The organism is Lysobacter sp. K5869, assembly GCF_018847975.1.
In the GTDB taxonomy this organism is placed as follows: domain Bacteria; phylum Pseudomonadota; class Gammaproteobacteria; order Xanthomonadales; family Xanthomonadaceae; genus Lysobacter.
Map to the genome: position 1 here is coordinate 3,401,993 of NZ_CP072597.1, position 24,301 is coordinate 3,426,293.

Consider the following 24,301-nt stretch of genomic DNA (forward strand, 5'->3'; position numbering starts at 1 on the left):
GCGGGGCTCAGGAACCCGGAACGCGAACGTAGGAGCGGCAGCGCCGCATTCCGCCGCCGATTCCCTCCCGATCCCCGATCCCCATCTCCCAGTCCGGGCTCCATGTTCAAACCCATTTCCGTCGCCATCGGCCTGCGCTACCTGCGCGCCAAACGCCGCAACGGCTTCATCTCCTTCATCTCGCTCGCCTCCATCGCCGGCATCGCCCTGGGCGTGACCGCGCTGATCACCACGCTGGCGGTGATGAGCGGCTTCCAGCGCGAAATCCGCGACCGCATGCTGCAGATGGCCGCCCACGCCACCGTCAGCGCCTACGGCGAACCGCTGGAGGACTGGCGCCACGCGGTCGATCTGGCCATGGCCGACAAGCGCGTCGCCGGCGCGGCGCCTTATGTGGAGAAGGAAGCGCTGCTCTCGGCCGCGCGCCAGCAGCCCGCGGTGGTGCGCGGCATCGATCCGGCGCTGGAGCGCCGCGTCTCGGTGCTGGCCGACAGGATGGTCGAGGGCAAGCTCGACGCGCTGGAACCGGGCAGCTTCAAGATCGTGCTCGGCAAGGAACTGGCGCTGTGGATGGGCGCGCAGGTCGGCGACAGCGTGGTGGTGATGACCGCCGACGGCCGCAGCACGCCGATGGGCGCGATGCCGCAGCTCAAGCGCTTCACCGTCAGCGGCATCTTCGAGGCCGGCTACAACGAATTCGACCGCGGTCTGGCCGTGGTCAACATGCAGGACCTGCAGCGCGTGCTGCGCATGGGCGAGGGCGTCACCGGCGTGCGCCTGAAGCTGCACGACATGGATCAGGCCTGGGATGTGGCGCGCGAGCTGTCGGTCAACCTCGGCGGCCCGTACCGGGTCAGCGACTGGAGCAGCGACAACGCCAACATGTTCCGCGCGCTGAAGATGGAGAAGACGGTGATGGCGATCCTGCTGTCGCTGATCATCGCCATGGGCGCGTTCAATCTGGTGTCCTCGCAGGTGATGCTGGTCACCGACAAGCAGGCCGACATCGCGATCCAGCGCACCCTCGGTCTCACGCCGATGAGCGTGATGCGCATCTTCGTGGTCCAGGGCACGCTGATCGGCATCATCGGCACGGTGATCGGCGTGATCGGCGGCATCGTGCTGACCTTGAACCTCGAACGCATCCTCAAGGCCATCGAGACGGTGCTCGGCGTGCAGCTGATGCCGGAGGACGTCTACTACATCACCGGCCTGCCGACCGATCTGCAGACCAGCGACGTGACCATCATCGCCTGCGTCGCCCTGGCCATGGCGTTCCTCGCCACCATCTATCCCGCCTGGCGCGCCGCGCGCACGGCCCCGGCCGAGGCGCTGCGCTATGAATGACGCCACCGCGAACCGCGCGGACGCCTCCGCGTCCGCCGCCGAGACCGTGCTGAGCTGCCAGGGTCTGGCGATGACCTATTCGGAAGGCAAGCTGCACACGCCGGTGTTCAACGGCCTGGACTTCGACGTGCGCCGCGGCGAGACCGTCGCCATCCTCGGCGCGTCCGGCGCCGGCAAGAGTACGCTGCTGCACCTGCTCGGCGGCCTGGACACGCCGACCGCGGGCGAGGTCTACGTCGCCGGCCAGCGCATGAACTCGCTGTCCGACCGCGCGCGCGGCCTGCTGCGCAACCGCGCGCTGGGCTTCGTCTACCAGTTCCACCACCTGCTGCCCGAATTCACCGCGCTGGAGAACGTGATGCTGCCGGTGCTGCTCGGCGGCCGCGATTCGCCGTCGGTGAAGGAAGCCACCCAGCGCGCGACCGCGCTGCTGGAGTCGGTCGGCCTGAGCCATCGCCTGGGCCACAAGCCGGGCGAACTGTCCGGCGGCGAACGCCAGCGCGCGGCGGTCGCGCGCGCGCTGGTCAATCGTCCGGCCTGCGTGCTGGGCGACGAACCCACCGGCAACCTCGACGAGAAGACCGCCGCGACGGTGTTCGAGCTGATGCTCTCGCTCAACCGCGATCAGGGCACGAGCCTGGTGATGGTGACCCACGACCGGCGTCTGGCGCGGCGCCTGGATCGGGTGATGGAGCTGCACGAAGGCAAGCTGCGCGAATTGGCGGCGGGCGAAGTCTGATCGCCCGCTCCGCGCCAGCCGCGTAACCCGACTGTAGGAGCGGCGCAAGCCGCGACCGCGACAACACGCCGACGCCGAAACCTTCGATGCGAGCGGCTTCGCTCCGGCGACGATTCGTGCCTGCGCTGCGCGATCGTCCGCGTGATCGCGGGCATGAAGGCTCCGACCGGCATCCGCGTCGATGGCCTACCCACCGTTCGGATTTTTAGCAATGTCCGCCGACTGGCCGCGGCCCTAAGATTCGTTGAGCCGACCGAAGCGAATGCGACTCCGCAGCCGGAGCGCGACCCGGCGGCGCAATCCAATTCAGCGGCGAAGGAGTATCGCCATGTTCTATGCGGCAAGGACGCCGCCGTTCGGAAAACTCGTAGCGCTCGCCTTGCTGGCCGGCATCGGCGCCGCACTGGCTTGGCCGGGGTTGCTGCCTTGGCAGGCGTCGGCGCCGCTTGCCGCGTTCGCCGCCGCCGGTTGGTGGCGACTGCGGCGCGCCCGCACGCTCGCAACCTTCGTCTTCGGCTTCGCGCTCGCGAGTCTGCACGCGGCGTACGCGCTGTCGCTGCAATTGCCGCCGAACTGGGAAAAGCGCGACGTCGTCCTGAGCGGCCGCATCGTCGATTTGCCCCAGCACGAGCCGCGCCGCAGCCAATTCCGCTTCCGCGTCGACGGCGATGCGTCGCAACCCGAGCCCTTGCGCGGACGATTGCTGCGGCTCGCGTGGTACGACGACGATCCCGCCGCGCGCGCCGCGCTCAAGGCCGGCCAGCGCTGGCGCCTGCAGGCGCGGGTGCGCGCGCCGCGCGGCTTGCGCAACCCGGGCGGTCCCGATGCCGAGAAGTACGCCTTGGCGCAGCGGCTCGGCGCCAACGGCTATCTGCGCGATCCGCAAGTCGGCGCGCATTTGCTCGCGCCGCCCTCCGGCCTGGACGCATGGCGCGAAGCCATGTGCGCGCGCATCGCCGCGGCGGTGACGACGCCCGGATCGCGCTTCGTGCGCGCACTTGCGCTCGGCGATACGCGCGGTCTCGACGATGCCGATTGGGACGTCCTGCGCGCCGACGGCCTCACCCATCTGATCGCCATTTCCGGTTTCCACGTCGGCCTCGTTGCCGGTTTCTTCGCCTTGTTCGCGCGCGGCGCGTGGTGGCTGTGGCCGCGCCTGGGGCGTTACGTGCCGGCGGTCGTCGCGGCATCGATAGCGGCGATGCTCGGCGGCTTGCTGTACGCCGCGGCGGCCGGTTTCGCGCTGCCGACCGTGCGCACGTGGCTGATGATCGCGATCGTGGCGGCCCTGCGCCTGATGCGGCGGCCGGTCCACGGCGTCGATGCCTTGGCGCTGGCGGCGATCGCGGTATTGCTGGCCGATCCGCTCGCGCTGCTCGGCGCCGGTTTCTGGCTGAGCTTCCTCGGCGTCGCGTGGCTGCTGTGGTGTTTGCCGGCGGCGGGCGAGGGCGGCTGGCGCGAGCGCTTGGGCGGCTTCGTCTCGGCCCAGGGCGTGGCCAGCCTGGGCTTGCTGCCGTTGTGCGCGGCGCTGTTCGGACAAGCGTCGTTGGCGGGGCCGCTGGCGAATCTGATCGCGGTGCCTTGGTGGAGTCTGATCGTCGTGCCGCTGGCGCTGATCGGCACGGGCCTGGAAACCGTCCACCCCGGTGCGGGCGAATTCGCCTGGCGCTGGGCGGCGGCTTGCTTCGAGCCCGGTTGGCCCGGATTCCAAGCGCTGGCCGGCAGCGGTCTGGCGCTGTGGTGGTTGCCCGAGCCGCGCTGGTTCGCGCTGCCGCTGGCCCTGCTCGGCGCGTTCTGGCTGTTGCTGCCGCGTGGGACGCCCGGCAAAGCGCTGGCGCTGTTGCTATGGCTGCCGCTGCTGTACCCGGACCGGCATCTGCCCGAGCCGGGCGAGGCCGAACTGGTCGTAATCGACGTAGGGCAGGGGCTGTCGGTATTGGTGCGCACCGCTCATCACAGCCTGCTGTTCGACGCCGGCCCCGCGGTGCGCGACGGCTTCGACGCCGGCGAGCGCGCGGTGGCGCCGGCGCTGCACGCGCTCGGCGTGCGCCGGCTCGATGCGGCCGTCGCCAGTCACGGCGATCAAGACCATGCCGGCGGCTGGGCCGCGGTGCTGCGCGCCTTCCCCGCGCCGCTCAGATTCGCGCCGTCCGGCATCGAAGGCGAAGCCGTGCGCGGCCTGCAGCCGCACGTCTGCGAAGCCGGCCGCGAATGGCGCTGGGACGGCGTGCGCCTGCGCTTTCTGCATCCGCCCGCGCACTTTCCCTACCTGCGCAACGAATCCAGTTGCGTGCTGCGCATCGACAGCGAACACGGCAGCGCGTTGCTGACCGGCGACATCGGCGAGGTGATCGAGCGCGATCTGGTCCGGCGCGCCGCGCAATCGCCGGACGACACCTTGCGCGCCGACGTCGTTCTGGTCGCCCACCACGGCAGCGCCGAATCCTCCGATCCGGCCTTCGTGCGCGCCACCGGCGCCCGCTACGCCCTGGTCTCCAGCGGCCACGGCAACCGCTTCGGCCATCCGCGCGCGGCGGTGGTCGAGCGCTGGCGCCGGGCCGGGGCGGAGGTGGCCGACACCGCCGCCGGCGGCGCCCTGCGGATCGGGCTGCGCGCGCCGTCCGGCGGGGACGGGCCCGGGCCGCGCCTGGAAACGCGACGTCAGGCACACCCAAGGCTGTGGGACGCGAGCCGGCGCGCGCCTGGGCTATCCTATCGGCCGGATTGAAGTCGGCCACGGGCCGGAGGTTCGCGAGTGCTGGAACTGGTGAAGGCCGGCGGTTGGCCGATGATTCCGTTGTTGATCCTGTCGGCCCTGGCCCTGGCGATCATCATCGAGCGGCTGTGGACCCTGCGCCGGCGCGCCGTGCTGCCGCCCAACCTGGGCCAGGAAGTGCGCGCCTGGGCCGCCGGCGGCAAGCTCGACCCGGCCCACATCGAGTCGCTGCGCTCGACCGCGCCGCTGGGCGCGCTGCTCGCCGCCGCGCTCGACGTGCGCGGCCGCCCGCGCGAGGAAATCCGCGAACGCATCGAGGACGTGGGCCGGCATCTGGTCCACCGCATGGAGCGTTACCTGAACACGCTCGGCACCATCGCCGCGGCCGGCCCGCTGCTCGGCCTGTTCGGCACCGTGGTCGGCATGATCCAGATGTTCCTGGTCATCAACGACCACGGCATCGGCGACGTCAACCAGCTCGCCGGCGGCATCGGCAAGGCGCTGGTGTGCACCGCCACCGGCATGATCGTGGCGATCCCGGCGCTGATCGCGCACCGCTGGTTCCGCGGCCGCGTGTCCGAATACATCGTGGCGATGGAGCACGAGGCCATCGCCCTGGTCGATGTGCTGCAGCAGCATCCCGGCGAAGGCCGCGCCAGCGAGCCGCGCCCGGTGCGTCTGGCCGGCGGCCAGGGCTGAGGCGCCGCCGCATGCGCATCCGCGACCACCGCGCCGACGACGAGCCGGAGATCAATCTGGTTCCGCTGATCGACGTGATCCTGGTGTTGATCATCTTCTTCGTGGTCACCGCCACCTTCGACGCGCGCTCGGTGCTCAAGCTCGAGTTGCCGCGCGCCACCGGCGAGCCGTCCGGCGACGCCAGCCAGGCGCTGGTGGTGCTGGTCAACGCCGAGGGCCGTTACTTCGTCGGCGACCGCGAGGTGCTGCGCGACGATCTGGAATCGCTCAAGAGCACCATCGCGGAGGTCGCCGGCGACAACCGCGACCGCACCGTGATGCTGCGCGCCGACGCGCGCACGCCGTATCAGGCCGTGGTCACCGTCTACGACGCGCTCGGCCAGCTCGGTTTCCGCAAGATCATGAGCGCGACCGCGCCGCCGGCGCCGACCGCCGCCAAGCCCGCCGCGGCAGCGGCGTCCCCGGGAGCGACGCGGTGACGGCGAACGCGACCGCCTCGCCGTGGCAGACCTACCGCCGCCTGCTCCGCTTCGCGCTGCCTTACCGCGGCCTGCTGTGGCTGGCGGGCATCGGCATGCTGATCGAAGCGGTCGCCGGCGCGGGCTTCACCAAGTTGATGGACCCGATCATCAACCAGACCTTCATCGCCAAGAACACTACGGTGGCGGTGTGGTTGCCGGCGGCGATCGTCGGCCTGTTCGTGCTGCGCGGGATCGCGGGTTACATCACCGACTACTACATGGCCAAGTCCGGTCGCGGCGTGGCCCGCGATCTGCGCGTGCAGGTGCTGGCCAAGTACCTGCGCCTGCCGGGCTCGCGCTTCGACAGCGAGCCGGTGCCGTCGATGCTGGTGCGGCTGGGTTCCGACAGCGATCAGGTCGCGCAGGCCTCGGTCGACGCTTTGAAGGTGATGGTGCAGCAATCGACCCAGGCGCTGGCGCTGCTGGTGGTGATGCTGTGGACGAGCTGGCAGGTCACCGTTGCGGTGTTCCTGATGGCGCCGCCGCTGGCCTGGGTCATGGACAAGGTCGGCCGCCGTTATCGCCGCATCAGCCACCGCATCCAGGAGAGCGGGGCGCAGTTGCTGCTGGCCGCCGATCAGGCGCTGTCGAACCAGCAGGAAGTGAAGATCTACGGCGCGCAGAAGTCCGAGCTCGACCGCTATGGCGCCATCGCCGATCAGTACCTCAAGCTCAGCCTCAAGGTCGAATCCACGCGCTCCATCGCCTCGGGCATGGTCCAGCTGATGGGGTCGGTCGGCCTGGCGATGCTGCTGTTCGTGGCCGGGCGCGAGGCCTTCGCCGGGCGCCTGGACGCCGGCGGTTTCGTGACGCTGATGGTGTCGATGATGGCGATCATCCCCAACCTGCGTCAGCTCACCAACGTGCAGAACATGCTCCAGCGCGGCGTGGCCTCGGCCGAGCGCCTGTTCGAGGTGCTCGACGCGGCCGAAGAGCCCGACAGCGGCGGCCGCGATCTCGCGCGCAGCCAAGGCTTGATCGAGTTCCGCGAGGTCACCGCGCGTTATCCGGGCCAGGAGCGTCCGGCGCTCAGCGACATCAGCTTTATCGCCCGGCCGGGCACGGTCACCGCCATCGTCGGCCGCTCCGGCAGCGGCAAGTCGAGCCTGATCAAGCTGATCCCGCGCTTCTACGATCCCGAGGCCGGGCAGATCCTGCTCGACGGCCACAGCCTCACCGACTACAAGCTGGCCGACCTGCGCCGCCAGATCGCCTTGGTCGGCCAGCAAGTGATGCTGTTCGACGGCACCATCGCCGCCAACGTGGCCTACGGCGAGATGCAGAGCGTCGACGCGGCCGCGCTGGAGCGCGCGATCCAGGGCGCCAACGCGGCCGAGTTCGTCGACAAGCTGCCCGACGGCTTGAACGCGGCGATCGGCGCCAAGGGCGGCAAGCTCTCCGGCGGCCAGCGCCAGCGTCTGGCGATCGCCCGCGCGATGCTCAAGGACGCGCCGATCCTGATCCTCGACGAAGCCACCGCGGCGCTCGACACCGAGTCCGAGCGCTTGGTCCAGGACGCGCTGGAACGGCTGATGCCCGACCGCACCACGCTGGTCATCGCGCATCGCTTGTCGACCATCGAACACGCCGATCAGGTGTTGGTGATGGATCAGGGCCGCATCGTCGAGCGCGGCTCGCACAGCGAACTGCTCGCGCAGGGCGGCTTGTACGCGCATCTGCACCGCATGCAGTTCCGCGAGGCCGAATGAAGGGCGCGCTCGAATGCTCGGCGGATCGTGCGACCGGTCGGGTGGCGGTGCGGCCAGCCGCTGCGGATTCGGCGGCGCGCCGCGCGAAGCAAGCGTTCGCGCGCGCGAGCGGCCGCGATGCGGTCGACGTTGCCGCCAACGAAGACGCTCGTTACGGTGCGGCGGACATCGCTGCGGCGCGGCGCGCGGCGCATCGTTGTGTCCCGGCCCGACGCACCGCCCCTCGGAGCGCGCGCCGATGACCACCGAACACCGCGGCGGCCCGCCGGCTTACTGGTACGACGAAAGCCCGGTGCCGGCGCACGCGCGCCTGCTCGCCGCGCTGTACGGCGCCGTCACCAGCCTGCGCCGCGGTCTCTACCGCAAAGGCCTCAAGCGCAGCCGCCATCCCGGCGTGCCGGTGCTGGTGGTCGGCAACATCACCGCCGGCGGCGCCGGCAAGACGCCGCTGACCATCGCGTTGGTCCAGCGCCTCAGGCAGGAAGGCTGGAACCCCGGCGTCGCCACCCGCGGCTACGGCCGCGACGACGCCGCGACGCCGTTGTGGGTCGAGCGCAACACCGACGCGCGCGTCGGCGGCGACGAGCCGGTGCTGATCGCGCGCCGTACCGGCGCCAAGGTCCGCGCCGACCGCGACCGCGCCAGCGCCGCGCGCGCGCTGGCCGAGGCCGGTTGCGATCTGGTGATCTGCGACGACGGCCTGCAGCACTACCGGCTGGCGCGCGATATCGAAATCGAAGTGGTCGACGGCCGCCGCCGCTACGGCAACGGCCAGTTGCTGCCGGCCGGTCCCCTGCGCGAACCGCCCGAGCGCGGCGCGCAGTGCGACTTCCGCGTCGTCAACCTGCCGCAGCCCGCGCCCGGCGAAGCGGCGGCCAACGCCGGCTTCGGCGAATGGCCGATGCGTCTGGTCGCCGATCAAGCGCTGCCGCTGCTCGGCGCGCGTCCGCTCAAGCTCGACGGCTTCGCGGGGCAGCGCGTGCACGCGGTCGCCGGGATCGGCGACCCGGAGCGCTACTTCGCCATGCTGCGCGGTTTCGGCATCGCCGTGGTTCCGCACGCGTTCGCCGACCATCACCGCTACGCCGCCGCCGATTTCGCCTTCGGCAGCAAGCTGCCGGTGCTGATGACCGAGAAGGACGCGGTCAAGATCCCGCTGGACGGGCAGGGCGGGTTCGATCCGGAGTCGTACTACAGCGTACCGGTGCGGGCCGAATTGCCGGAGGCGTTCTGGGTGTCGTTGTTGGACAAGCTGCAGGCGCTCAAACGCAAGTGACGCCGTAACCGCATTGGCGCGGTCGCAGCTCGCGCAGCTCCTACGGGTAGCCCATGTAGGAGCTGTGCAAGCTGCGACCGCGAACCTTCGCCGACCGCGCCACCCGCTTCCGCGCCGCGCAACCATCACGCCGAATCGGCAATACTCGACCCGCACACCGCACACCGCACACCGCACACCGCACACCGCACCTCGCACCTCGCACCTCGCATCAAGCGCCACGCCTCACCGCTCCGGAGCCGAACATGAGCCAGGACTTCGTCGTCGCCATCCCCGCCCGTTACGCCGCCTCGCGTCTGCCCGGCAAGCCGCTGCGCGAGCTCGCCGGCGAACCGCTGGTGCTGCACGTCGCCCGCCGCGCGCTCGCCGCCGGCGCGCGCGAGGTGTGGATCGCCACCGACGACGCGCGCATCGCCGACGCGCTCAAGGACAGCGGCGTGCAGATCGCGATGACTTCGCCCGACCACGCCTCGGGCACCGACCGTCTGGCCGAATGCGCCGACCTCGCCGGTTGGCGCGACGACACCGTCGTGGTCAATCTGCAAGGCGACGAACCCTTCGCCCCGGCCGCCGGCATCGTCGCCGTCGCCGAGACCCTGCGCGACAGCGGCGCCGAGATGTCGACCCTCGCGGTCGCGGTGACCGAGGTCGAAACCCTGTTCGACCCCAACGCAGTCAAGCTGGTGCGCGCCGGCAACGGCGACGCCTTGTACTTCAGCCGCGCGCCGATCCCATGGCCGCGCGACGCCTTCGCCAAGGACCGCGAGCGCATGCCCGGCGGCGGCGAATGGCTGCGCCACATCGGCATCTACGGCTACCGCGCCGGCTTCCTGCGCAAGTTCGCCAAGATGCGTCCGGGCCGGTTGGAGCAGATCGAATCGCTGGAGCAGTTGCGCGCGCTGGAAGCCGGCTACCGCATCGCCGTCGGCATCACGCCCGAGGCGTTCCCGCCCGGCGTGGACACGCCGGAGGATCTGGCCCGCGCCGAGGCCTTCCTGGCCGCGCAAGGCGAGGGCGGCTGAGCCGTGCGCTTGCTGGTGGTGTGCCTGGGCAACATCTGCCGCTCGCCGGTGGCCGAGGGCGTGCTGCGCGCGCGCATCGAGGCCTCGTCGCTGCGCGGCCTGATCGAACTCGACTCGGCCGGCACCGGCGACTGGCACATCGGCGAACCGCCGGACCGGCGCTCGATCGCCAACGCCGCGCAGCACGGCGTCGACATCTCCGGCCTGCGCGCGCGCCAACTCGCCGCCGCCGATTACCGCGAATGCGACTGGCTGCTGTGCGCCGACCGCGCCAACCTGCGCGACGTCCGCGCCCGCGCGCCGGCGAACGCCACCGCCCAGAGTGCGTTGCTGCTCGATTGGTGCGGCACCGTCGCCGACAGCGAAATCCCCGATCCCTACACCGGCGGTCCTGCGCAGTTCGAGCACGTGTTCCAACTGCTGGACCGCGCCGCCGACGGCGCCATCGCGCGGCTGCGGCGGGAGTTGCAGCTGCGTTGAGTGCGGTGGGAGCGGCGTGCGGTTTTCCTGCCGAACCGGGCCGCTTCGTATCGAAGCGCAAAACCATGCAGGCGATGCAGCTCCGCGGCGGGACGGTGCCTTCGCGTGCGACGATTTGCTGCCGGATTGCCGTGTCGGCGCCGACGCGTCCGCGTGGCCGCCGCGCGGTTTCGACGCGAGCGGCCTGCCGGTTCGATGCGGTCCCGCCGGATCGCGGCATCCGGGCGCTTGCGCTGCGCCGCTTCGACGAGGGATGCGCTCCGCCGGGCTCGCTGCTCTTCTATCGGATCGCTGCCCGCGAAGACGAAGCGTTTTAAGGGCAAACCTCTCCCGACCGACGCACGGCTTTGCGCAGGCAGGAGTTTTTCGATGTTTGCTTGTCGACTCCCGCGCCGGCGCTTGCGCCGGAGAGGCCGGGCGGAAGTCCCGTCGTTATGGATGGACCGTAGAACCGCCCGACTCGACGCTTTCCGCGAGGGCGGTCCGCCAGAGCGGACGACTTCGGCCCTAAAGCGTCGCCCGCGCCCTACCGCCGCGGCAAAAAAACCAACGCATTCAGCCGCCCATCCCATCGCCGCCCCTTGCGCTCGCGCATAATCGACCCAATTCAGTTCCCGCCCCGATCCGCCGGCCGCCGTGCCGGCCGCCAGCCGCCGCCGATGCTTTCTCCCGCGACGCCCGCCATCGCTTCCGCTCCTTCGCCCCGCCGCGCACGCGCGGTCGCGCCTCGCCGCATCCGCGCGGCCATGCCCCGGAGCGCGCGCGCATGAGCGCCGACCCGCCCGCCGCCAAGCCCGCGCCGTTCGACGGCAAGGCCTTCGTCAAGCAGCTGAGCACCGCGCCCGGCGTCTACCGGATGCTCGGCGCCGACGACAAGGCGCTCTACGTCGGCAAGGCCGGCGCGCTCAAGAACCGGGTCTCCAGCTACTTCAACGCCACGCCCAAATCGGCGCGGATCATGTCGATGCTGGCCCAGACCGTGCGCATGGAAGTCACGGTCACCCGTACCGAGGCCGAAGCGCTGATCCTGGAAAACCAGCTGATCAAGTCGCTCAAGCCGCGCTACAACGTGCTGCTGCGCGACGACAAGAGCTATCCCTACGTGCTGATGACCAGCGAGGCGTGGCCGCGCATCGCCATGCACCGCGGCCCGCGCGCGGTCGCCGGACGCTACTTCGGCCCGTACGCCAGCGTCGGCGCGGTGCGCGACACGCTCAACCTGATGCACAAGCTGTTCCGCCTGCGCAGCTGCGAGGACAGCGTGTTCCGCAACCGCTCGCGGCCGTGCCTGCAGCATCAGATCGGCCGCTGCAGCGCGCCCTGCGTCGGGCTGGTGCCGGCGCGCGACTATTCCGAAAGCGTGCGCCGCGCCAGCCTGTTCCTGGAAGGGCGCAGCGACGAGCTCACCGACGAACTCGGCCGCGACATGGAAGCGGCCAGCGCGCGCCTGGATTTCGAGGACGCCGCGCGCGTGCGCGACCTGATCGCCAGCATCCGCAGCCTGCAAGCGCGCCAGTATGTGGACGGCCGCGCCGCCGACCTCGACGTGCTGGCGCTGGCGATGTCCGGCGCCGCCGCCTGCGTGCTGCTGCTGGCCTTCCGCGACGGCCGCAACCTCGGCACCCGCGCGTTCTTCCCGAAGACCAACGGCAGCGACAACCCCGAGGAAGTGCTGACCGCCTTCATCTCGCAGTACTACGGCGAGCAGACCCCGCCGCGCGAGATCGTGCTCGACCGCGATCTGCCCGACCGCGAACTGTTCGAGCAAGCCTTCTCCGCCGCCGGCGAGCGCCGCGTGCAGATCAAGAGCAACGTGCGCGGCGAACGCGCCGGTTATCTCGACTTGGCCCGGCGCAACGCCGAAATGGCGCTGGCCACCGAAATGACCAGCCACGCCGCCCAGCAACTGCGCGCCGAAGCGCTGCGCGACCTGCTGAAGATGCCGGCGTTGCCGCAGCGCATCGAGTGCTTCGACATCAGCCACACCATGGGCGAGGCCACGGTCGCCTCGTGCGTGGTGTTCGACGCGCAAGGCCCGGTGCGCAGCCAGTACCGCCGCTACAACATCGCCGGCATCGTCGAGGGCGACGACTACGCGGCGATGAATCAGGCCATCGCCCGGCGCTTCCGCCGCGCGGTGGAAGAGGACGGCGTGATGCCGGACGTGCTGCTGATCGACGGCGGCGCCGGCCAGGTCGCGCAAGCGCGCGCCGCGCTGGACGAACTGGGCGTGGACGGGGTGATCCTGGTCGGCGTGGCCAAGGGCCCGGCGCGGCGTCCCGGCGACGAGGAACTGCTGCTGCCCGACGGGCGCACGGTCCACCCCGGCGCCGAGTCGCCGGCGCTGCAATTGGTCCAGCAGGTCCGCGACGAGGCGCACCGTTTCGCCATCACCGGCCATCGCGGGCGCCGGCAGAAGGCGCGCAACAGCAGTAGGCTGGAAGATATTCCCGGCATCGGCCCGCGCCGACGCGCTAATCTGTTGCGGCATTTCGGCGGCCTGGGCGGGCTCAAGGCCGCCGGGGTCGAGGAGATTTCCCGGGTCGAGGGCGTCAACGAGGCCTTGGCCGAGCGCATCTACGCCGCCTTGCACGGCCTGGACGCGCCGGACGAGGCCCCGGCGGCCGCCGCGGCGGCGGGAGCGGGAACGACGGACGCCCCCAAGGCGTCCAAGGGCAAGAAGCAGCGTGCGGCCGCCGAGCCGGCGGAACCCAAGCGGAGCGAAGGATGAAGTTGACCATACCCACCATGCTGACCCTGGCGCGGATCGTGCTGATCCCGGTGCTGGTGGTGGTGTTCTTTCTCGACTACACCTGGACCAATTTCGCCGCCGCGTTCATTTTCGCCTTCGCCTCGGTCACCGACTGGCTCGACGGCTGGATCGCGCGCCGTTACGACCAATATTCGGCCTTCGGCGCCTTCCTCGATCCGGTCGCCGACAAGCTCATGGTCGCCGTGGCCCTGTTGCTGATCGTGCAGAAGCACCCGACCGTGTGGATGACGCTGTGGGCCGCGGTCATCGTCGGCCGCGAGATCGCGGTCTCGGCGCTGCGCGAGTGGATGGCCGAGCTCGGCCAGCGCGCGGCGGTCAAGGTCGCCGCGATCGGCAAGATCAAGACCATCGTGCAGATGGTGGCGCTGGTGTGCCTGCTGTACCAGGAACGCATTCTCGGCCTGCCGGTGTTCCAGATCGGCGAATGGCTGCTGGCGGCCGCGGCGCTGCTGACCTTGTGGTCGGGCCTGTCGTATCTGCGCGCGGCGTGGCCGATCATGAGCGCCGACACCGGCGGTCCGCGCTGAGGCGGCCCGGCGCCGGTTTCCGGCGCCATCGGCCGTTTTCCGGCATCGGGGCAGGGCGTCGTCGCGGGTTTTCTCGCCCGGCCCCCGTTAAGAAAGCAGTTGACAGTTTTCTTTCGATGCCTAAAATATCGCTTCCCTCAGCGGGAATAGCTCAGTTGGTAGAGCACTACCTTGCCAAGGTAGATGTCGCGAGTTCGAGTCTCGTTTCCCGCTCCAGATTTGAAAAGGGTTTCGGCAACGAAGCGCTTTGAAATCAAACCCCCTCGCGGGGGTTTGTTTTTTTAGACGAAGGCCGCGTCGTCCGCGAAGTTCGGGATTGCCAGCCGCCGTAGTGTTAAGGCAACATGTGTGGACGTCACCGGCCGGGTGGCAGAGTGGTTATGCAGCGGACTGCAAATCCGCGTACGCCGGTTCAATTCCGACCTCGGCCTCCAAACATCGCGGCATCGGTCAGCGCCATCGACCGGAGCCGCCAGCAAGATCAGCGGGAATAGCTCAGTTGGTAGAGCACTACCTTGCCAAGGTAGATGTCGCGAGTTCGAGTCTCGTTTCCCGCTCCAATCCGATGCGTCGCCCCGGCGACGCATCCGCGGTACCCAAGGCGCCCGGTTCGGCCGGACGCCTTTTCTTTCCCCGGCGCGGCGTCGTCCGGTTCGCGGGAAGGGCGAAAATCAGCGGGAATAGCTCAGTTGGTAGAGCACTACCTTGCCAAGGTAGATGTCGCGAGTTCGAGTCTCGTTTCCCGCTCCAAACCGACGCGACGCCAGGGCGGCGCGGATGCAGCAAACGAAGCGGTCGGCGCAAGCCGGCCGCTTTTTCTTTGTGCGTTCGATCCGGATGGCGATGCCGGCGAGCGACGCCGAGCGCGCATCGGCTTAGAAGGCCGGTGCTCTTTTCGTCGCTCCGCGGCGACGGCGCCGCGCTCGCGCGAGGCTCTCGTTCGCGAGATGCCGTGCGTCGTCCCAACGTCGTATCCTCGCGCCATCGACCGACGCAAGGACCGCCGCATGAGCATCGCCAACCCGCAGCTGCAGCAGTACGACTTCCTCGCCGAGATGCAGCGCGACGCTTACTTCCCGCCGCAGTTGGTGCAGAAGGGACGGCAGATCCTCATTCGCTTGTGCGAAGCCATCGAAGCGCAAAAGCCGCAATCGCTCGATGCGCTGTACGCGCTGACGCACGCGGCGACCGATGAGTTCAACGCGCTCGCCGAGGAGTTCTACGAACACGACAGCGAGATCGAAACCGCGGCGCGCGAGAACATCGGCCTGGATTTCGAGACGATCGCCAAGGCCTACGGGTTCGAGGCGGATGTCGAGGAATTGATCGCCACGCGCGATTGGTGACGGCGCGTGCGCCGCCACATCGCCGCCGATCGGTCCGATCGGGCCTTCACGAACCCGCGTCGCGCGGCGCTTGCGCCGGCGCGTGAATCCAATCGAGCGCCGGCTCCAGCCATTCGCGCCGCGGCAGGTAGAACGCGCCGTGCGACTTGCCGGTGGAGAGGCTCAACTCCTCGAACGACACCGGGCGCTCGCTGCGTTCGGCCAGCGAGCGGCAGCTTTTGCCGGCCAGATCGTCGCTGGTTTCGCGCATCGCCAGCACCCGGCCGGTGAGGCGCAGCTGCGGTTCGTCCTGACGGTCCCAGCACGCCGCCAGCAGCACGTAGCGCACGCCCGGGCGGCGCAGGAAGCTGGAGACATGGGTGGCGATCATGCCGCCCTTGGAGAAACCCACCACGACGATGCGCTGCTCCGGCACGCCCGCGCGCAGCAGGCCTTCGATCTGGGCGACGACCCGGCCCGCGGATTCGTTCACGTCGGCGTCGTGCGGCCGTTGCGAGGACACCACGGTCGCGCCGCGCGCGGACAGCGCATCGAGAATGGCGGGATAGTCGTACAGGCCGAAACGCGTATCGACCGGGCGCACGCCGCGGTCCTCGACGATGCGGCCGTGCAGATAGAACACGTAGGTGCGGTCGCGCTCGGGCCGTTCGGGCGGCACGCTGAGCACGGTGCCGGCGTGGGCGCTGCCGATCAGCAGCAGCGACAGGATGAGGCAGAGGCGTAAGCGCACGCGAAGCTCCTTGAGTGCGTCGGGATGCGGGCGTCTGGCGACGCATCGGCGATGGATTCGCCGTCGGGCGCAAGCGTAGACAGCGCGTCGGCCGCGAACCAGAAAATGCTTCTCGCGCTTGCCCCTAGAAAAATTTGTCCGGCCTCGCGGATGCGCGGACGCGACGCGCCAGCGACGGCGCGGCGCGATGAAGATCGATACGGAAGGATCGCAAGCGCCGCAACGGCGCGGACGCTGGTGCCCGGAGCCGGACTCGAACCGGCACGGCCGCGAAGCCGGCGGATTTTAAGTCCGCTGCGTCTACCGATTTCGCCATCCGGGCAGGATGCGGTGACGGGGCTAGTTTAGCCGATCCGCCCGCGGCGCAGGTTCGCCGGGCGGGGCGGCCGGTTTCGGCGCCGCGGCCGCGCTCGGCGCGGCCGCGGCGCGATACAGCGCAGCGTGGGGCCGCGGCTCGACGCGGCGGCGACGTTGCGACGAGACAGCGCTTCGCTGCGATCAAGCCGCGATACGGCGACGCTGCGAACGGCGGTGCAGCGGCTCCGCGGCGCGGCGGCCCCGCGTCACCGCAGCCCGCATCGCCGCACCCCGGCCGCGCGGAACGCGGCTCAGCCGCCGGCGACCGCGCCGCAAGCCGCGCCGGCCTTGCCGCGCTCATGGAACTCGATCCACAGCCCGAGATCGTCCTGGCTCGGCGCCAGGAACGACGCGCCCGACAGCCCGGCGTAACGCGTCAAGGTCTGTTCGTAGCCGCGCTCGACCCGCCGCTGCGCGCGGTCGAGATCGCTCACGCCGAGGCTGATCCCGGCGATCTGCGCACCGCCGCGCTTGAGCGCTTCGGCCGCGGCGCCGTCGCCGTCGGGCTGCAAGGCCAGCAGCCGGGTCGGGCCGACCGCCACGCAGTACCCGCGCGCGGCGATCTGCGGCAGGCGCACCGGCGTGGCGCGGTCGTAGCCGAGCTTGGCCAGTTGCGCGCGGTCGGCGTCGGCATCGGCCGACAGCAGCCACAAGCCCGACAACTCGCGCGCGCCGTTGGGATGCTCGCGGGCGATGCGGCGGTCGGCGGCGATGTCGGCGCGCACCGGCGCGTAGTGGATGTAGAACAAGCGGCTCGACAGCGGCGAGGGATCGAGCGCGAACAGGCTCCAGCGCGGCGCGGTGCCGGGGCCGGTGCCGTCGGGGTCGTTCGCCGCGGCGGAGAACACCGGCGTGGTCTGAATGCCTTGCGCTTGCAACGCGGTGCGCGCGGCGTCGAGCGCTTCGGTGTGGAGGCCGAACATGCGCGCGCCGGCGGCGCCGCGCAGTTGCGCCTGATCGGCCTGCGCGCCGGGATCGAGCGCGCGGCCGTTGCCGTTGAGCGCCAGCAGTTCGATGAAGCGTTCGTCGTCGAGGCGCACATAGCGGTTGGTCAGGCCGTCCTGTTCGCGGCCGGGCGCGACCTGGAAGCCGAGCTTGACCGTCATCGCGGCGACGATCTGGTCGAGGCTGCGGCCCCACAGCAGCGTATGGTCGAGGCGTTCGCGCGCGGCCTCGCGCGCGATGGGCGCGGCGACGGCGAAGGTGGACAGCGAGAAGGTCAGAACGGCGGCAGCGAGAGAAGTGAGCAATCGCACGGTAGTCGGGCTCGGTTGGGGAAGGGGAGAGTCGGGCGTCGCGTCGCTGCCGCGGCGCCGGTTCGGCGCTGCGGTCGGGGCGCTCTTCAGGGAAGGGCCGCTCGGCGCAGGGCGGGCGGCGCCCCAGTCAGCTGCGGAAACGTTCGTCGGCGCATCGCGGCGATCCGTGAGGAGGCGCCCAGCCTCGCGTCCAGGCGCCCGCAGCGCGCGCAGAAACGGCCGGCCGTCAGCACGAAAGGATGACTTTCGCCTCTGTCGGCCGCGGCCGCCCAGGCCGAGGATCGCCGCATGGCCGACCGTCCCTCGTGCTATCCCGAACCGCCGCGCGCCGCCAAGCCGCGCGAACACGCCGATTTCGGCGCGCCGCGCCTGGACGTGCTGACCGTGCCGGTGCCGCAGGGCTTGTTCGACACTCCGTTCGATCCTCGCCATGTGCTGTGCCTGCACCAGGGCGGCCCGGTGCCGGTGAGCTATCGCGAAGGACGCTTTGATCGCAGCGGCGTGCGTCTGCAAGGCCAGTACTGCGTGTCGCCGGCCAACGGCAGCACCCGTTGGACCATGTCGGGGCCGGCGATCTCGCTGCTGCTGCGGATGACGCCGGAGCTGCTCGACGACACCGCGCAAGCGATGGGTTCCGGCGGCGGCCCTATCGAACTGGCGCCGGCCGCGCATCTGCGCGATCCGCAGATCGAGCGCATCGGCGCGATGATGCAGGCCGAGGACCGCGACCGGTATCCGAGCGGACGCCTGTTCGTCGATGCGCTCGCCGACGCCTTGGCCGCGCGCCTGCTGTCGCTGCAACAGCGCAGCTTCGCGGCCGCGTCCGGCGCGCCCGTGCGGGCGTTGCCGGCATGGCGCTTGCGGCGGGTGATCGACTACATCGAAGCGCACCTCGACGCCGATCTGAGCTTGGCCGAACTCGCCGCCGTCGCCGGTTTCAGCGTGTCGCACTTCAAGCCGCTGTTCAAACGCGCTACCGGCGTGCCGGCGCATCGCTTCGTGCTGGCGCGGCGGGTCGAGCGCGCGCGCGAGCGGGTGCTCGACGGCGCGACGGGATTGAGCGAAATCGCGCTGGAAACCGGCTTCGCCGATGCCAGCCACATGGCGCGGTGCATGCGACGTTTGATCGGGATTACGCCGATGCAGTTGCGGCAGAGCCGCGAATGACGCGCGGATGGGTCGCGGCGGTCACTCCGCCGGCGCGTCGCCGCGGGTTTCGCCGTGCTCGCGCCGCAGCCGCTTGAGCTTGCGCTCCAGCGCGGCTTCGCGTTTTTCCAACTCGGCCACGCGCAGACGCAGTTCCTCGGCCTGCGCATCGTGGCGTTCGCGCACCGCGTCGCTGGCCAGATCCAGCGCCTGCAACCACAGTTGCCGCAACGGCGTGGGCACGTCCTCGGCCACCGGCGCCAGCTGCAGGCGCGTGGCCAGGCCGGCGTAGAAACGCCGCAGCATCGGGTGCAGGCGATTGGGCGAGCCGCTGCCGTACACCGCGCGGATGCCTTCGACCGTGGGCTGCACGCCGGCGCGCAGCATGCGCCAGGCGATTTCCTCGAGCTGCGCTTGCTCCAGCGGCGCGCGCCGGCCGGGCAGGCGGCCTTCGTCGGCCAGCGACTGGCGGATCTTCCACAGCGCGTCGTGGTCGGTCGCCATCGCCGCGCGCCTAGGCCAACTCGAACGCCGCGGCGGCGTCGAATTTTTCCTTGAGGAAACGCTCGCTCAGCAGCAGCGATTCGGCGTCGCCGGCGAAGGCTTCGCGCGAGATGCGCTGCAGCGATTGATCGAGCAGCGCCAGTTGCTGCGACAGCGTCTGCGCCGCGGTGCGGCCGTCCTTGAGCGCCTGGGTGCGGGCGAACACCGGCGGCAGTTTCAGATAGCCGCCGAGCATGTCGGGCAGATAGCGGCGCAGGCTTTCCTGCACGGCGAACGCGGCCGAGGCCGACAGCGCGCCGGATTGGCGCAACTCGCGCAGGCGCGGCAGCAATTCGTCGAGCGTCTGCTGGATGCTGCGCAAGCTCGCCAGCGCTTCGGCCGGCACGCGCTTGGCGACCTCGCCGATCAAGCGGTCGAGGTGTTCGATCAAGGCCTCGACCGGCAACTCGGCTTCGGCGATGCGTTCGCCGAGCCGGTCGCGCGGCCACGCCAGCGCGCCGACGCCGTACAGGCCGAGCACGATCAGCGGCCAACCGCGATCGATCACGCCGGCGAACAGCAAGCTCAAACCGATCAGCCCGCACACGCAGCCGGCGATGTTGCGGTTGCCGTACAGATACAGCCGCAGGCGTTGGCCCAGGCCCGGCGTGGTGGGAGCGACCGGCAGCGTCATCACTGGTATCCGCGGATGTCCTTGAACACCAAGGTCAGCGATTTGCTCTTGGCGTCGAAGACCTGGCCGCCGGTGGCTTGCGCCAGCGCCTTCATTTCGTCCGGATCGGCGTCGCCGAACAGGATCGGGAACACCCGGATCGAGCGCAGCGCCTCGTCCTGGGCGGCGTGCCAGGCCAGGAACTCGCGCAGGTCGCTGCCTTCGGTGTTCTCGCCGTCGCTCATCAGCACCACGGTGTAGTAGCGCGGCTCGCGCGCGGCGCGCTTGTCGGCGGCGAGTTCTTGCAGCGCCTGGCGCACGCTGTCGAAGATCGCGGTGCCGCCGTCGGGGCGCATCGGCGCGATGTCGGCGCGGATCGCGGACAGCGTGGCGGCGTTGCTGGCGGCGTCGGCGCCCATGTCGAACGAGCGGGTGCGGCCCGGACGCGAGGAGAAGGTCAGCACGCCGATGCGCTCGCGGTTTTGGAAGCGCGCGTAGCGATCGGTGAGGCTGTCGGCGCTGCCGCCGGCGAGGGTGGTCATCGCCGCCTTCATCGCTTCCATTCGGCCGTCGTTGCCCATCGAGCCGGACAAGTCGAGCACGTAGCGCGAGGTCGCGGGAATGCGCATGTCGGCGAGGAAGCCTTGCAGCAGGCTTTCGATCACCTGCGGCTGGCCGGGAAAGGGCAGTTCGATCAGCGTGCGCTGCGGGATCGCCGCCGCGGCCTGCGCTTCGGGATTGACCGGCCGGCGCAGCGTGGCCGCGGACAAGCGCGTCTGGAACGCGGGCGAGCGCAGGAACGCGATCAGCTTGTCGTAGTCGGCGCGCTTGCCGGCCTCCAGCAGCATCAGCGGATAGTCGGCGGTGACGATGCCTTCCTTCGGATAGACCAGACTCAGCGGTTCGCTCAGGCGGCCGTCGCGGTTGAGGCTCAGCAACACCGATTCGTAATTGATCAGGCCGTCGACCTTGGCTTGCTCGCGCGCATACGCCTCGGCCAGCCAGCCCGACGAGCCGGCGGTCATGCGCTGGCCCTGGAAAAAAGCCTTGAGCGCGGGATTGGCGACGTCGGCCTCGGTCAGCGCATCGGGATTGGCCGCCAGCGCGGCGGCGATGCCGATCAGCGCGGTGAAGCCGGTGTTGCTTGAGGTCGGGTTGGTCATGCCGAAGCTGAAGCGGCCCGCGCGCGAGGCTTCGGCGATGTCCTTCCAGGTCGGATCGCTCTTGTCCCAGCCCAGCTCGCGCGCCTTGGAGGCCTTCACCCCCAGCACCACCGGCGACAGCATGATTTTTTCTTGCGCGAGCAACCGCTGCTTGAGCGCGGGATTCATCGCCAGATACTTGCCGTGACTGACCCAGACCGCGTCGAACTTTTCGCCCGCGGCGAGGCGGTCGATGGCGTCGAGGGTACCGGCGTAGGTGAAGCGCAGGCGCACACCGGTGGCCTTGGCGATCTCGTCGCCGAGCTGGGTGTCGACGTCCTTGAGTTCGGAGCCGGCCAGGACGGTGAAGGCGGTGGCATCGTCGGCGCGGGCGGCGCCGCCGTCGCCGGCGTTGTCGCCGGAGCCGTTGCCGCCGCCGCAGGACGCGAGCAGCAGCGCGGCGAAGGCGAGCAGGGCGCGGTGCGCGAATCGGGTCATGTGGGCCTTCCTGTGGCGGGTGGTTACTGACGCTGCAACGGTGGGAACGCGAACCGCCGAAACCGAGCCTTCCACCCCGTCGTTCCGGCGAAAGCTGGAGTCCATACCCTTCACCCCGTCATTCCGGCGAAAGCTGGAGTCCATGCCCTCCACCCCGTCATTCCGGCGAAAGCTGGAGTCCATACCCTCCACCCCGTCATTCCGGCGAAAGCCGGAATCCATTTTGACGTTGCTCTTTTTCGTACTCGCGAAGGCAGAAGCAACGGCAAGATCAAAATGGATTCCGGCTTTCGCCGGAATGACGGTGTGAGGGGTATGGGTTCCGGCTTTCGCCGGAACGACGGGGCGGGGAAGGTGCGGGGTCATTGGGGGACGCGCGGCCGGGTTACAGCGAAACCGGCCCCGACGGCGCGGCGATGCTGCGCTGCACCGCCGTCACCGCCTCGCGTTCGCGGTTCATGCGCGCCTCGCCCTTGGCGATCAGGCCGCGCAGCTGTTCGATGTTGCTGCCCATCGCGCCGATCGCCTTGCTGCGGAACTCGTCCATGCGGTCGAGCGCGGCGAAGGTGGTGTCGAAGGCGTTCTGCAAGGTCTGCACGCCGATCAGCGGATTGCTCTGGAACTCGGCGACGCGGTCCACGTGCTGGCCGAACTGGGCCGAAGTCGAGGCGATCAGGCCCTCGATCGCGCGCGAGGACGACTTGAGCGCGTCCATCACCTGCAATTGATAGCCCTGCGCGCGCGCCAGGGTCGCGGCGATCGACAGGCTGGACATGCCGATGGTGGCCATGCGGTCGCAGCCGTTGCGCAGCTCGCGCCCGGTCTTGCGCAGGCCTTCGAGCATCTTGTAGCCGTTGATGCAGACCAGGATCTGGGTCTTGATGTCGACGCTGGCCTGACGCACGTAGAACAGCACTTCCTGCTCCACGGCCTTGGCCCGCGCGGGATCGGAGGCCTTGAGCGACTCCAGCGCCGCGCTGAGCTTGCCGTCGAGCTGCTCGGCGAACACGTCGGCGGCCTTGAGCCGGGTCAGCGCTTCCAGCAGCTTCTGCATGGTCGCGTACAGCGCCTGATCGTCGCGCGCCAGTTCGTCCTGCACGCCGTAGAGGTTGTCGATGGTCTTGCGGATCGATTCGCCGGCCGAGTCGAAACGCTGCAAGTAAGCGCGCAGCTTGTTGCCGAACGGAATCAGGCCGAGCAGCTTGTGCGCGGCCAGCAGGTCGCCTTCCTTGGACGGGTTGAGGTCCTCGAACAGGATGCGCATCTCGCTCATCACCTTGAACGCCGGGCTGTCGGCGTCGGCGACGAAGTTGCGGTCGAGGAATTTGTTGGTCAGCAAGGTGCTGTCGCCGATTTCCTTGCGGCCGAGGCGGAACGCGCTGTCCACACGGCTGCGGAAGTCTTCCGACTGCGGGTCGAGCGCGAGCAGGTCGGCGATGAACTGGTCGGCCTGGGACAGCACCTGGGTGCGGGTTTCGTCCTTGAACGGGATCATCGCCGCGGCCTGGTCGGGCTCGGCGACGGTCATCGCCGGCTCGGGCATTTCCAGGGTCAGCGGGGCGACGGGTTCGGCGAGGGCGGTGGTCTGGGTCGTGCTCATGGCGGCGTTCCTTCAGTGGCCCAGCCGCGATTCGATGCGGCCGATCATGCGTTCGAGGAGGTCGTAGGTCGGCGGATCGACCACATCGACCAGTTGTTGCGGCATCTCGATGCCGCGCTTGGCGGCGTCGGCGAACAAGGCGGCGTTGTCGGGGCCGCGCAGGCCGTAGCGCGCGGCGATCTCGCGCACCTTGGGATTGCGCTCGAACGCCTCGGCGAAGCGCGCGCCCTTGTCGCTGAGCGCGACCAGGGTGTGCTTGGTCAGCACCGTGGGTTGCGGGTACAGCAGCACCATCTCCGGGTCCACGCGCGGGTGCTTGAACGCGTACTCCAGGAATTGCTGCTCGTAGATCATCACCAGCGGCGACTTGCCCATCTTCATGGTGACGTAGTCCTCGAACGGGCCGGAGGAACTCGATTCCTGATAGCCCTGCTTGGAGAACAGATGCACGAGCCGGTCGGCGACCTGATCGGCGGCGCTTTCGCTGGCGACCACGTCGTCGCCGTTGGCCAGATAGCTCGCCAGCGCCAGATACATCGCCGCCGAGTTGCTGGTGCGCACGTCGGTGCTGGTGATCAGCACGGATTTGCCGACCGCGTAGTTCGGATTGGGCTGCAAGTCCTTCCAGCGCGCGCCGCTTTCCATCAACGCCACCAGCTTGCGCATGTCGACGATGAAGTAGGCGTTGCCGCGCTTGCCGACGATGCCGTTGGCTTCCAGGGTCGGCAGCAGCGGTTTCCAGCTGGCCACCGTCATCGGCGTGTAGAAGCTGTTGTAGATGCGGCGCGAACCGGTGGCGTCGGCGATCTTGCGCGCGGCGGCGGTGCCGGCGGGGTAGGCGACGTCGAAGCTTTTCAGGTCCGGGCGGGTGGCGATCTCGCGCGAGCCGGCTTTTTGCACGTCCAGCACGAGGTTGTCGGCCAGCAAGGCCTGGGCGAGTTCGGGGTCGCGCAGGAAATCGAGCTTTTCCGAACCGGTGAGCACGCGCACGGTGACCCGGGCGGCGGCATCGGCGCTTTGTTTGCGCGCCGCCGCGTCGGCGCGGTCGTCGGCGCGCTTGCCGTTGAACGACACCACGATGCCGGCGATGACGCCGAGCAACAACACCGCCGCGAACGCGGGGCCGAGGATCTTCCTCATTGGCGAACCTCCTTATTCGCGGGCAGCGTATGGCCTATGTATGACCTATGTTTGACAGTCGGGGCCGGGGCGCGGGGATTCGGACCGGCGGCATCGGGGCCGATGGCCGGTTCGTGGCGGG

At 69.8% G+C, this 24,301-nt stretch carries 20 protein-coding genes, 5 tRNA genes and 1 pseudogene; 18 read left to right on the forward strand and 8 right to left on the reverse strand.

The genetic code is table 11. From position 1 onward, the window contains the following. Window positions 1-102: 102 nt before the first annotated feature. From J5226_RS14720 to J5226_RS14800, 17 genes and pseudogenes are all read left to right on the forward strand, one after another. On the forward strand, window positions 103-1,347 hold the full coding sequence (locus tag J5226_RS14720; protein WP_215835221.1) for a lipoprotein-releasing ABC transporter permease subunit: 1,245 nt from the start codon (window positions 103-105) through the stop codon (window positions 1,345-1,347). Further along, window positions 1,340-2,086, forward strand: coding sequence for a lipoprotein-releasing ABC transporter ATP-binding protein LolD (lolD, locus tag J5226_RS14725; protein WP_215835222.1), 747 nt, complete (start codon window positions 1,340-1,342; stop codon window positions 2,084-2,086). The genes J5226_RS14720 and lolD overlap by 8 nt, the downstream gene beginning before the upstream one ends. A gap of 328 nt (window positions 2,087-2,414) precedes the next feature. Continuing rightward, complete coding sequence (locus tag J5226_RS14730) at window positions 2,415-4,814, forward strand: ComEC/Rec2 family competence protein (protein ID WP_215835223.1); 2,400 nt, start codon at window positions 2,415-2,417, stop codon at window positions 4,812-4,814. Window positions 4,815-4,841: 27 nt separating this feature from the next. After that, complete coding sequence (locus J5226_RS14735) at window positions 4,842-5,501, forward strand: MotA/TolQ/ExbB proton channel family protein (protein ID WP_215835224.1); 660 nt, start codon at window positions 4,842-4,844, stop codon at window positions 5,499-5,501. 11 nt (window positions 5,502-5,512) lie between these two features. Continuing rightward, window positions 5,513-5,980 carry a biopolymer transporter ExbD gene (locus tag J5226_RS14740; protein WP_215835225.1) on the forward strand — a complete coding sequence of 156 codons (468 nt, stop codon included), beginning with the start codon at window positions 5,513-5,515 and terminating at the stop codon, window positions 5,978-5,980. After that, complete coding sequence (gene msbA, locus J5226_RS14745) at window positions 5,977-7,731, forward strand: lipid A export permease/ATP-binding protein MsbA (protein WP_215835226.1); 1,755 nt, start codon at window positions 5,977-5,979, stop codon at window positions 7,729-7,731. The genes J5226_RS14740 and msbA overlap by 4 nt, the downstream gene beginning before the upstream one ends. Window positions 7,732-7,969: 238 nt before the next feature. Then, a complete protein-coding gene (gene lpxK / locus J5226_RS14750; protein WP_215835227.1) occupies window positions 7,970-9,007 on the forward strand; it encodes a tetraacyldisaccharide 4'-kinase in 1,038 nt (345 codons plus the stop codon). A gap of 245 nt (window positions 9,008-9,252) precedes the next feature. Then, window positions 9,253-10,029, forward strand: a complete 777-nt coding sequence (gene kdsB, locus J5226_RS14755; RefSeq protein ID WP_215835228.1) for a 3-deoxy-manno-octulosonate cytidylyltransferase — start codon at window positions 9,253-9,255, stop codon at window positions 10,027-10,029. Between the two features lie 3 nt (window positions 10,030-10,032). Beyond that, a complete protein-coding gene (locus tag J5226_RS14760; protein WP_215835229.1) occupies window positions 10,033-10,509 on the forward strand; it encodes a low molecular weight protein-tyrosine-phosphatase in 477 nt (158 codons plus the stop codon). A 65-nt stretch (window positions 10,510-10,574) separates the two neighbouring features. Beyond that, the gene (locus tag J5226_RS14765) at window positions 10,575-10,826 is read left to right on the forward strand and encodes a hypothetical protein (RefSeq protein WP_215835230.1); all 252 of its coding nucleotides are present in this window, start codon (window positions 10,575-10,577) and stop codon (window positions 10,824-10,826) included. 449 nt (window positions 10,827-11,275) lie between these two features. Then, window positions 11,276-13,126 (forward strand): annotated as a pseudogene (uvrC, locus tag J5226_RS14770) (excinuclease ABC subunit UvrC); the annotation flags it as partial. 110 nt (window positions 13,127-13,236) lie between these two features. Then, window positions 13,237-13,809: a CDP-diacylglycerol--glycerol-3-phosphate 3-phosphatidyltransferase gene (gene pgsA, locus J5226_RS14775; protein WP_215835232.1), complete on the forward strand. Its 573-nt coding sequence runs from the start codon at window positions 13,237-13,239 to the stop codon at window positions 13,807-13,809. A gap of 140 nt (window positions 13,810-13,949) precedes the next feature. Beyond that, window positions 13,950-14,025: transfer RNA gene (locus J5226_RS14780), tRNA-Gly, on the forward strand. 144 nt (window positions 14,026-14,169) lie between these two features. Next, window positions 14,170-14,243 (forward strand) — tRNA-Cys (locus tag J5226_RS14785). Window positions 14,244-14,293: 50 nt separating this feature from the next. Continuing rightward, window positions 14,294-14,369: transfer RNA gene (locus J5226_RS14790), tRNA-Gly, on the forward strand. A gap of 114 nt (window positions 14,370-14,483) precedes the next feature. Then, window positions 14,484-14,559: transfer RNA gene (locus tag J5226_RS14795), tRNA-Gly, on the forward strand. 257 nt (window positions 14,560-14,816) lie between these two features. Next, entirely contained in the window at window positions 14,817-15,155 is a 339-nt protein-coding gene (locus J5226_RS14800; protein WP_215835233.1) for a DUF5713 family protein, read from the forward strand. 46 nt (window positions 15,156-15,201) lie between these two features. Here the strand turns inward: J5226_RS14800 and J5226_RS14805 are convergent, their stop codons facing one another. From J5226_RS14805 to J5226_RS14815, 3 genes are all read right to left on the reverse strand, one after another. Beyond that, complete coding sequence (locus J5226_RS14805) at window positions 15,202-15,885, reverse strand: alpha/beta hydrolase (protein ID WP_255322797.1); 684 nt, start codon at window positions 15,883-15,885, stop codon at window positions 15,202-15,204. A 235-nt stretch (window positions 15,886-16,120) separates the two neighbouring features. Next, window positions 16,121-16,207, reverse strand: a tRNA-Leu gene (locus J5226_RS14810). A gap of 286 nt (window positions 16,208-16,493) precedes the next feature. Beyond that, window positions 16,494-17,498 (reverse strand): VOC family protein, encoded by a 1,005-nt coding sequence (locus J5226_RS14815; protein ID WP_215835234.1) that lies wholly within the window; start codon window positions 17,496-17,498, stop codon window positions 16,494-16,496. A gap of 288 nt (window positions 17,499-17,786) precedes the next feature. On the opposite strand from J5226_RS14815, the gene J5226_RS14820 reads away from it, so the two are divergent. After that, window positions 17,787-18,665: an AraC family transcriptional regulator gene (locus J5226_RS14820; RefSeq protein WP_215835235.1), complete on the forward strand. Its 879-nt coding sequence runs from the start codon at window positions 17,787-17,789 to the stop codon at window positions 18,663-18,665. Window positions 18,666-18,686: 21 nt separating this feature from the next. Here the strand turns inward: J5226_RS14820 and J5226_RS14825 are convergent, their stop codons facing one another. From J5226_RS14825 to J5226_RS14845, 5 genes are all read right to left on the reverse strand, one after another. Further along, window positions 18,687-19,148, reverse strand: coding sequence for a DNA-binding protein (locus J5226_RS14825; RefSeq protein ID WP_215835236.1), 462 nt, complete (start codon window positions 19,146-19,148; stop codon window positions 18,687-18,689). A 10-nt stretch (window positions 19,149-19,158) separates the two neighbouring features. Next, window positions 19,159-19,821, reverse strand: coding sequence for a hypothetical protein (locus J5226_RS14830; RefSeq protein WP_215835237.1), 663 nt, complete (start codon window positions 19,819-19,821; stop codon window positions 19,159-19,161). After that, window positions 19,821-21,440 (reverse strand): VWA domain-containing protein, encoded by a 1,620-nt coding sequence (locus J5226_RS14835; protein ID WP_215835238.1) that lies wholly within the window; start codon window positions 21,438-21,440, stop codon window positions 19,821-19,823. The genes J5226_RS14830 and J5226_RS14835 overlap by 1 nt, the downstream gene beginning before the upstream one ends. A gap of 385 nt (window positions 21,441-21,825) precedes the next feature. Beyond that, on the reverse strand, window positions 21,826-23,040 hold the full coding sequence (locus J5226_RS14840; RefSeq protein WP_215835239.1) for a toxic anion resistance protein: 1,215 nt from the start codon (window positions 23,038-23,040) through the stop codon (window positions 21,826-21,828). A gap of 12 nt (window positions 23,041-23,052) precedes the next feature. Beyond that, the gene (locus J5226_RS14845; protein ID WP_215835240.1) at window positions 23,053-24,180 is read right to left on the reverse strand and encodes a hypothetical protein; all 1,128 of its coding nucleotides are present in this window, start codon (window positions 24,178-24,180) and stop codon (window positions 23,053-23,055) included. Window positions 24,181-24,301: the final 121 nt, after the last annotated feature.

Bases quoted from the DNA above. Each gene is read 5' to 3' on its own strand.
- J5226_RS14720 (WP_215835221.1), top strand. From the start codon at position 103: ATGTTCAAACCCATTTCCGTCGCCATCGGCCTGCGCTACCTGCGCGCC.
- lolD (WP_215835222.1), top strand. From the start codon at position 1,340: ATGAATGACGCCACCGCGAACCGCGCGGACGCCTCCGCGTCCGCCGCC.
- J5226_RS14730 (WP_215835223.1), top strand. From the start codon at position 2,415: ATGTTCTATGCGGCAAGGACGCCGCCGTTCGGAAAACTCGTAGCGCTC.
- J5226_RS14740 (WP_215835225.1), top strand. From the start codon at position 5,513: ATGCGCATCCGCGACCACCGCGCCGACGACGAGCCGGAGATCAATCTG.
- lpxK (WP_215835227.1), top strand. From the start codon at position 7,970: ATGACCACCGAACACCGCGGCGGCCCGCCGGCTTACTGGTACGACGAA.
- kdsB (WP_215835228.1), top strand. From the start codon at position 9,253: ATGAGCCAGGACTTCGTCGTCGCCATCCCCGCCCGTTACGCCGCCTCG.
- J5226_RS14765 (WP_215835230.1), top strand. From the start codon at position 10,575: ATGCAGGCGATGCAGCTCCGCGGCGGGACGGTGCCTTCGCGTGCGACG.
- pgsA (WP_215835232.1), top strand. From the start codon at position 13,237: ATGAAGTTGACCATACCCACCATGCTGACCCTGGCGCGGATCGTGCTG.
- J5226_RS14800 (WP_215835233.1), top strand. From the start codon at position 14,817: ATGAGCATCGCCAACCCGCAGCTGCAGCAGTACGACTTCCTCGCCGAG.
- J5226_RS14820 (WP_215835235.1), top strand. From the start codon at position 17,787: ATGGCCGACCGTCCCTCGTGCTATCCCGAACCGCCGCGCGCCGCCAAG.
- J5226_RS14825 (WP_215835236.1), bottom strand. From the start codon at position 19,148: ATGGCGACCGACCACGACGCGCTGTGGAAGATCCGCCAGTCGCTGGCC.
- J5226_RS14830 (WP_215835237.1), bottom strand. From the start codon at position 19,821: ATGACGCTGCCGGTCGCTCCCACCACGCCGGGCCTGGGCCAACGCCTG.
- J5226_RS14835 (WP_215835238.1), bottom strand. From the start codon at position 21,440: ATGACCCGATTCGCGCACCGCGCCCTGCTCGCCTTCGCCGCGCTGCTG.
- J5226_RS14840 (WP_215835239.1), bottom strand. From the start codon at position 23,040: ATGAGCACGACCCAGACCACCGCCCTCGCCGAACCCGTCGCCCCGCTG.
- J5226_RS14845 (WP_215835240.1), bottom strand. From the start codon at position 24,180: ATGAGGAAGATCCTCGGCCCCGCGTTCGCGGCGGTGTTGTTGCTCGGC.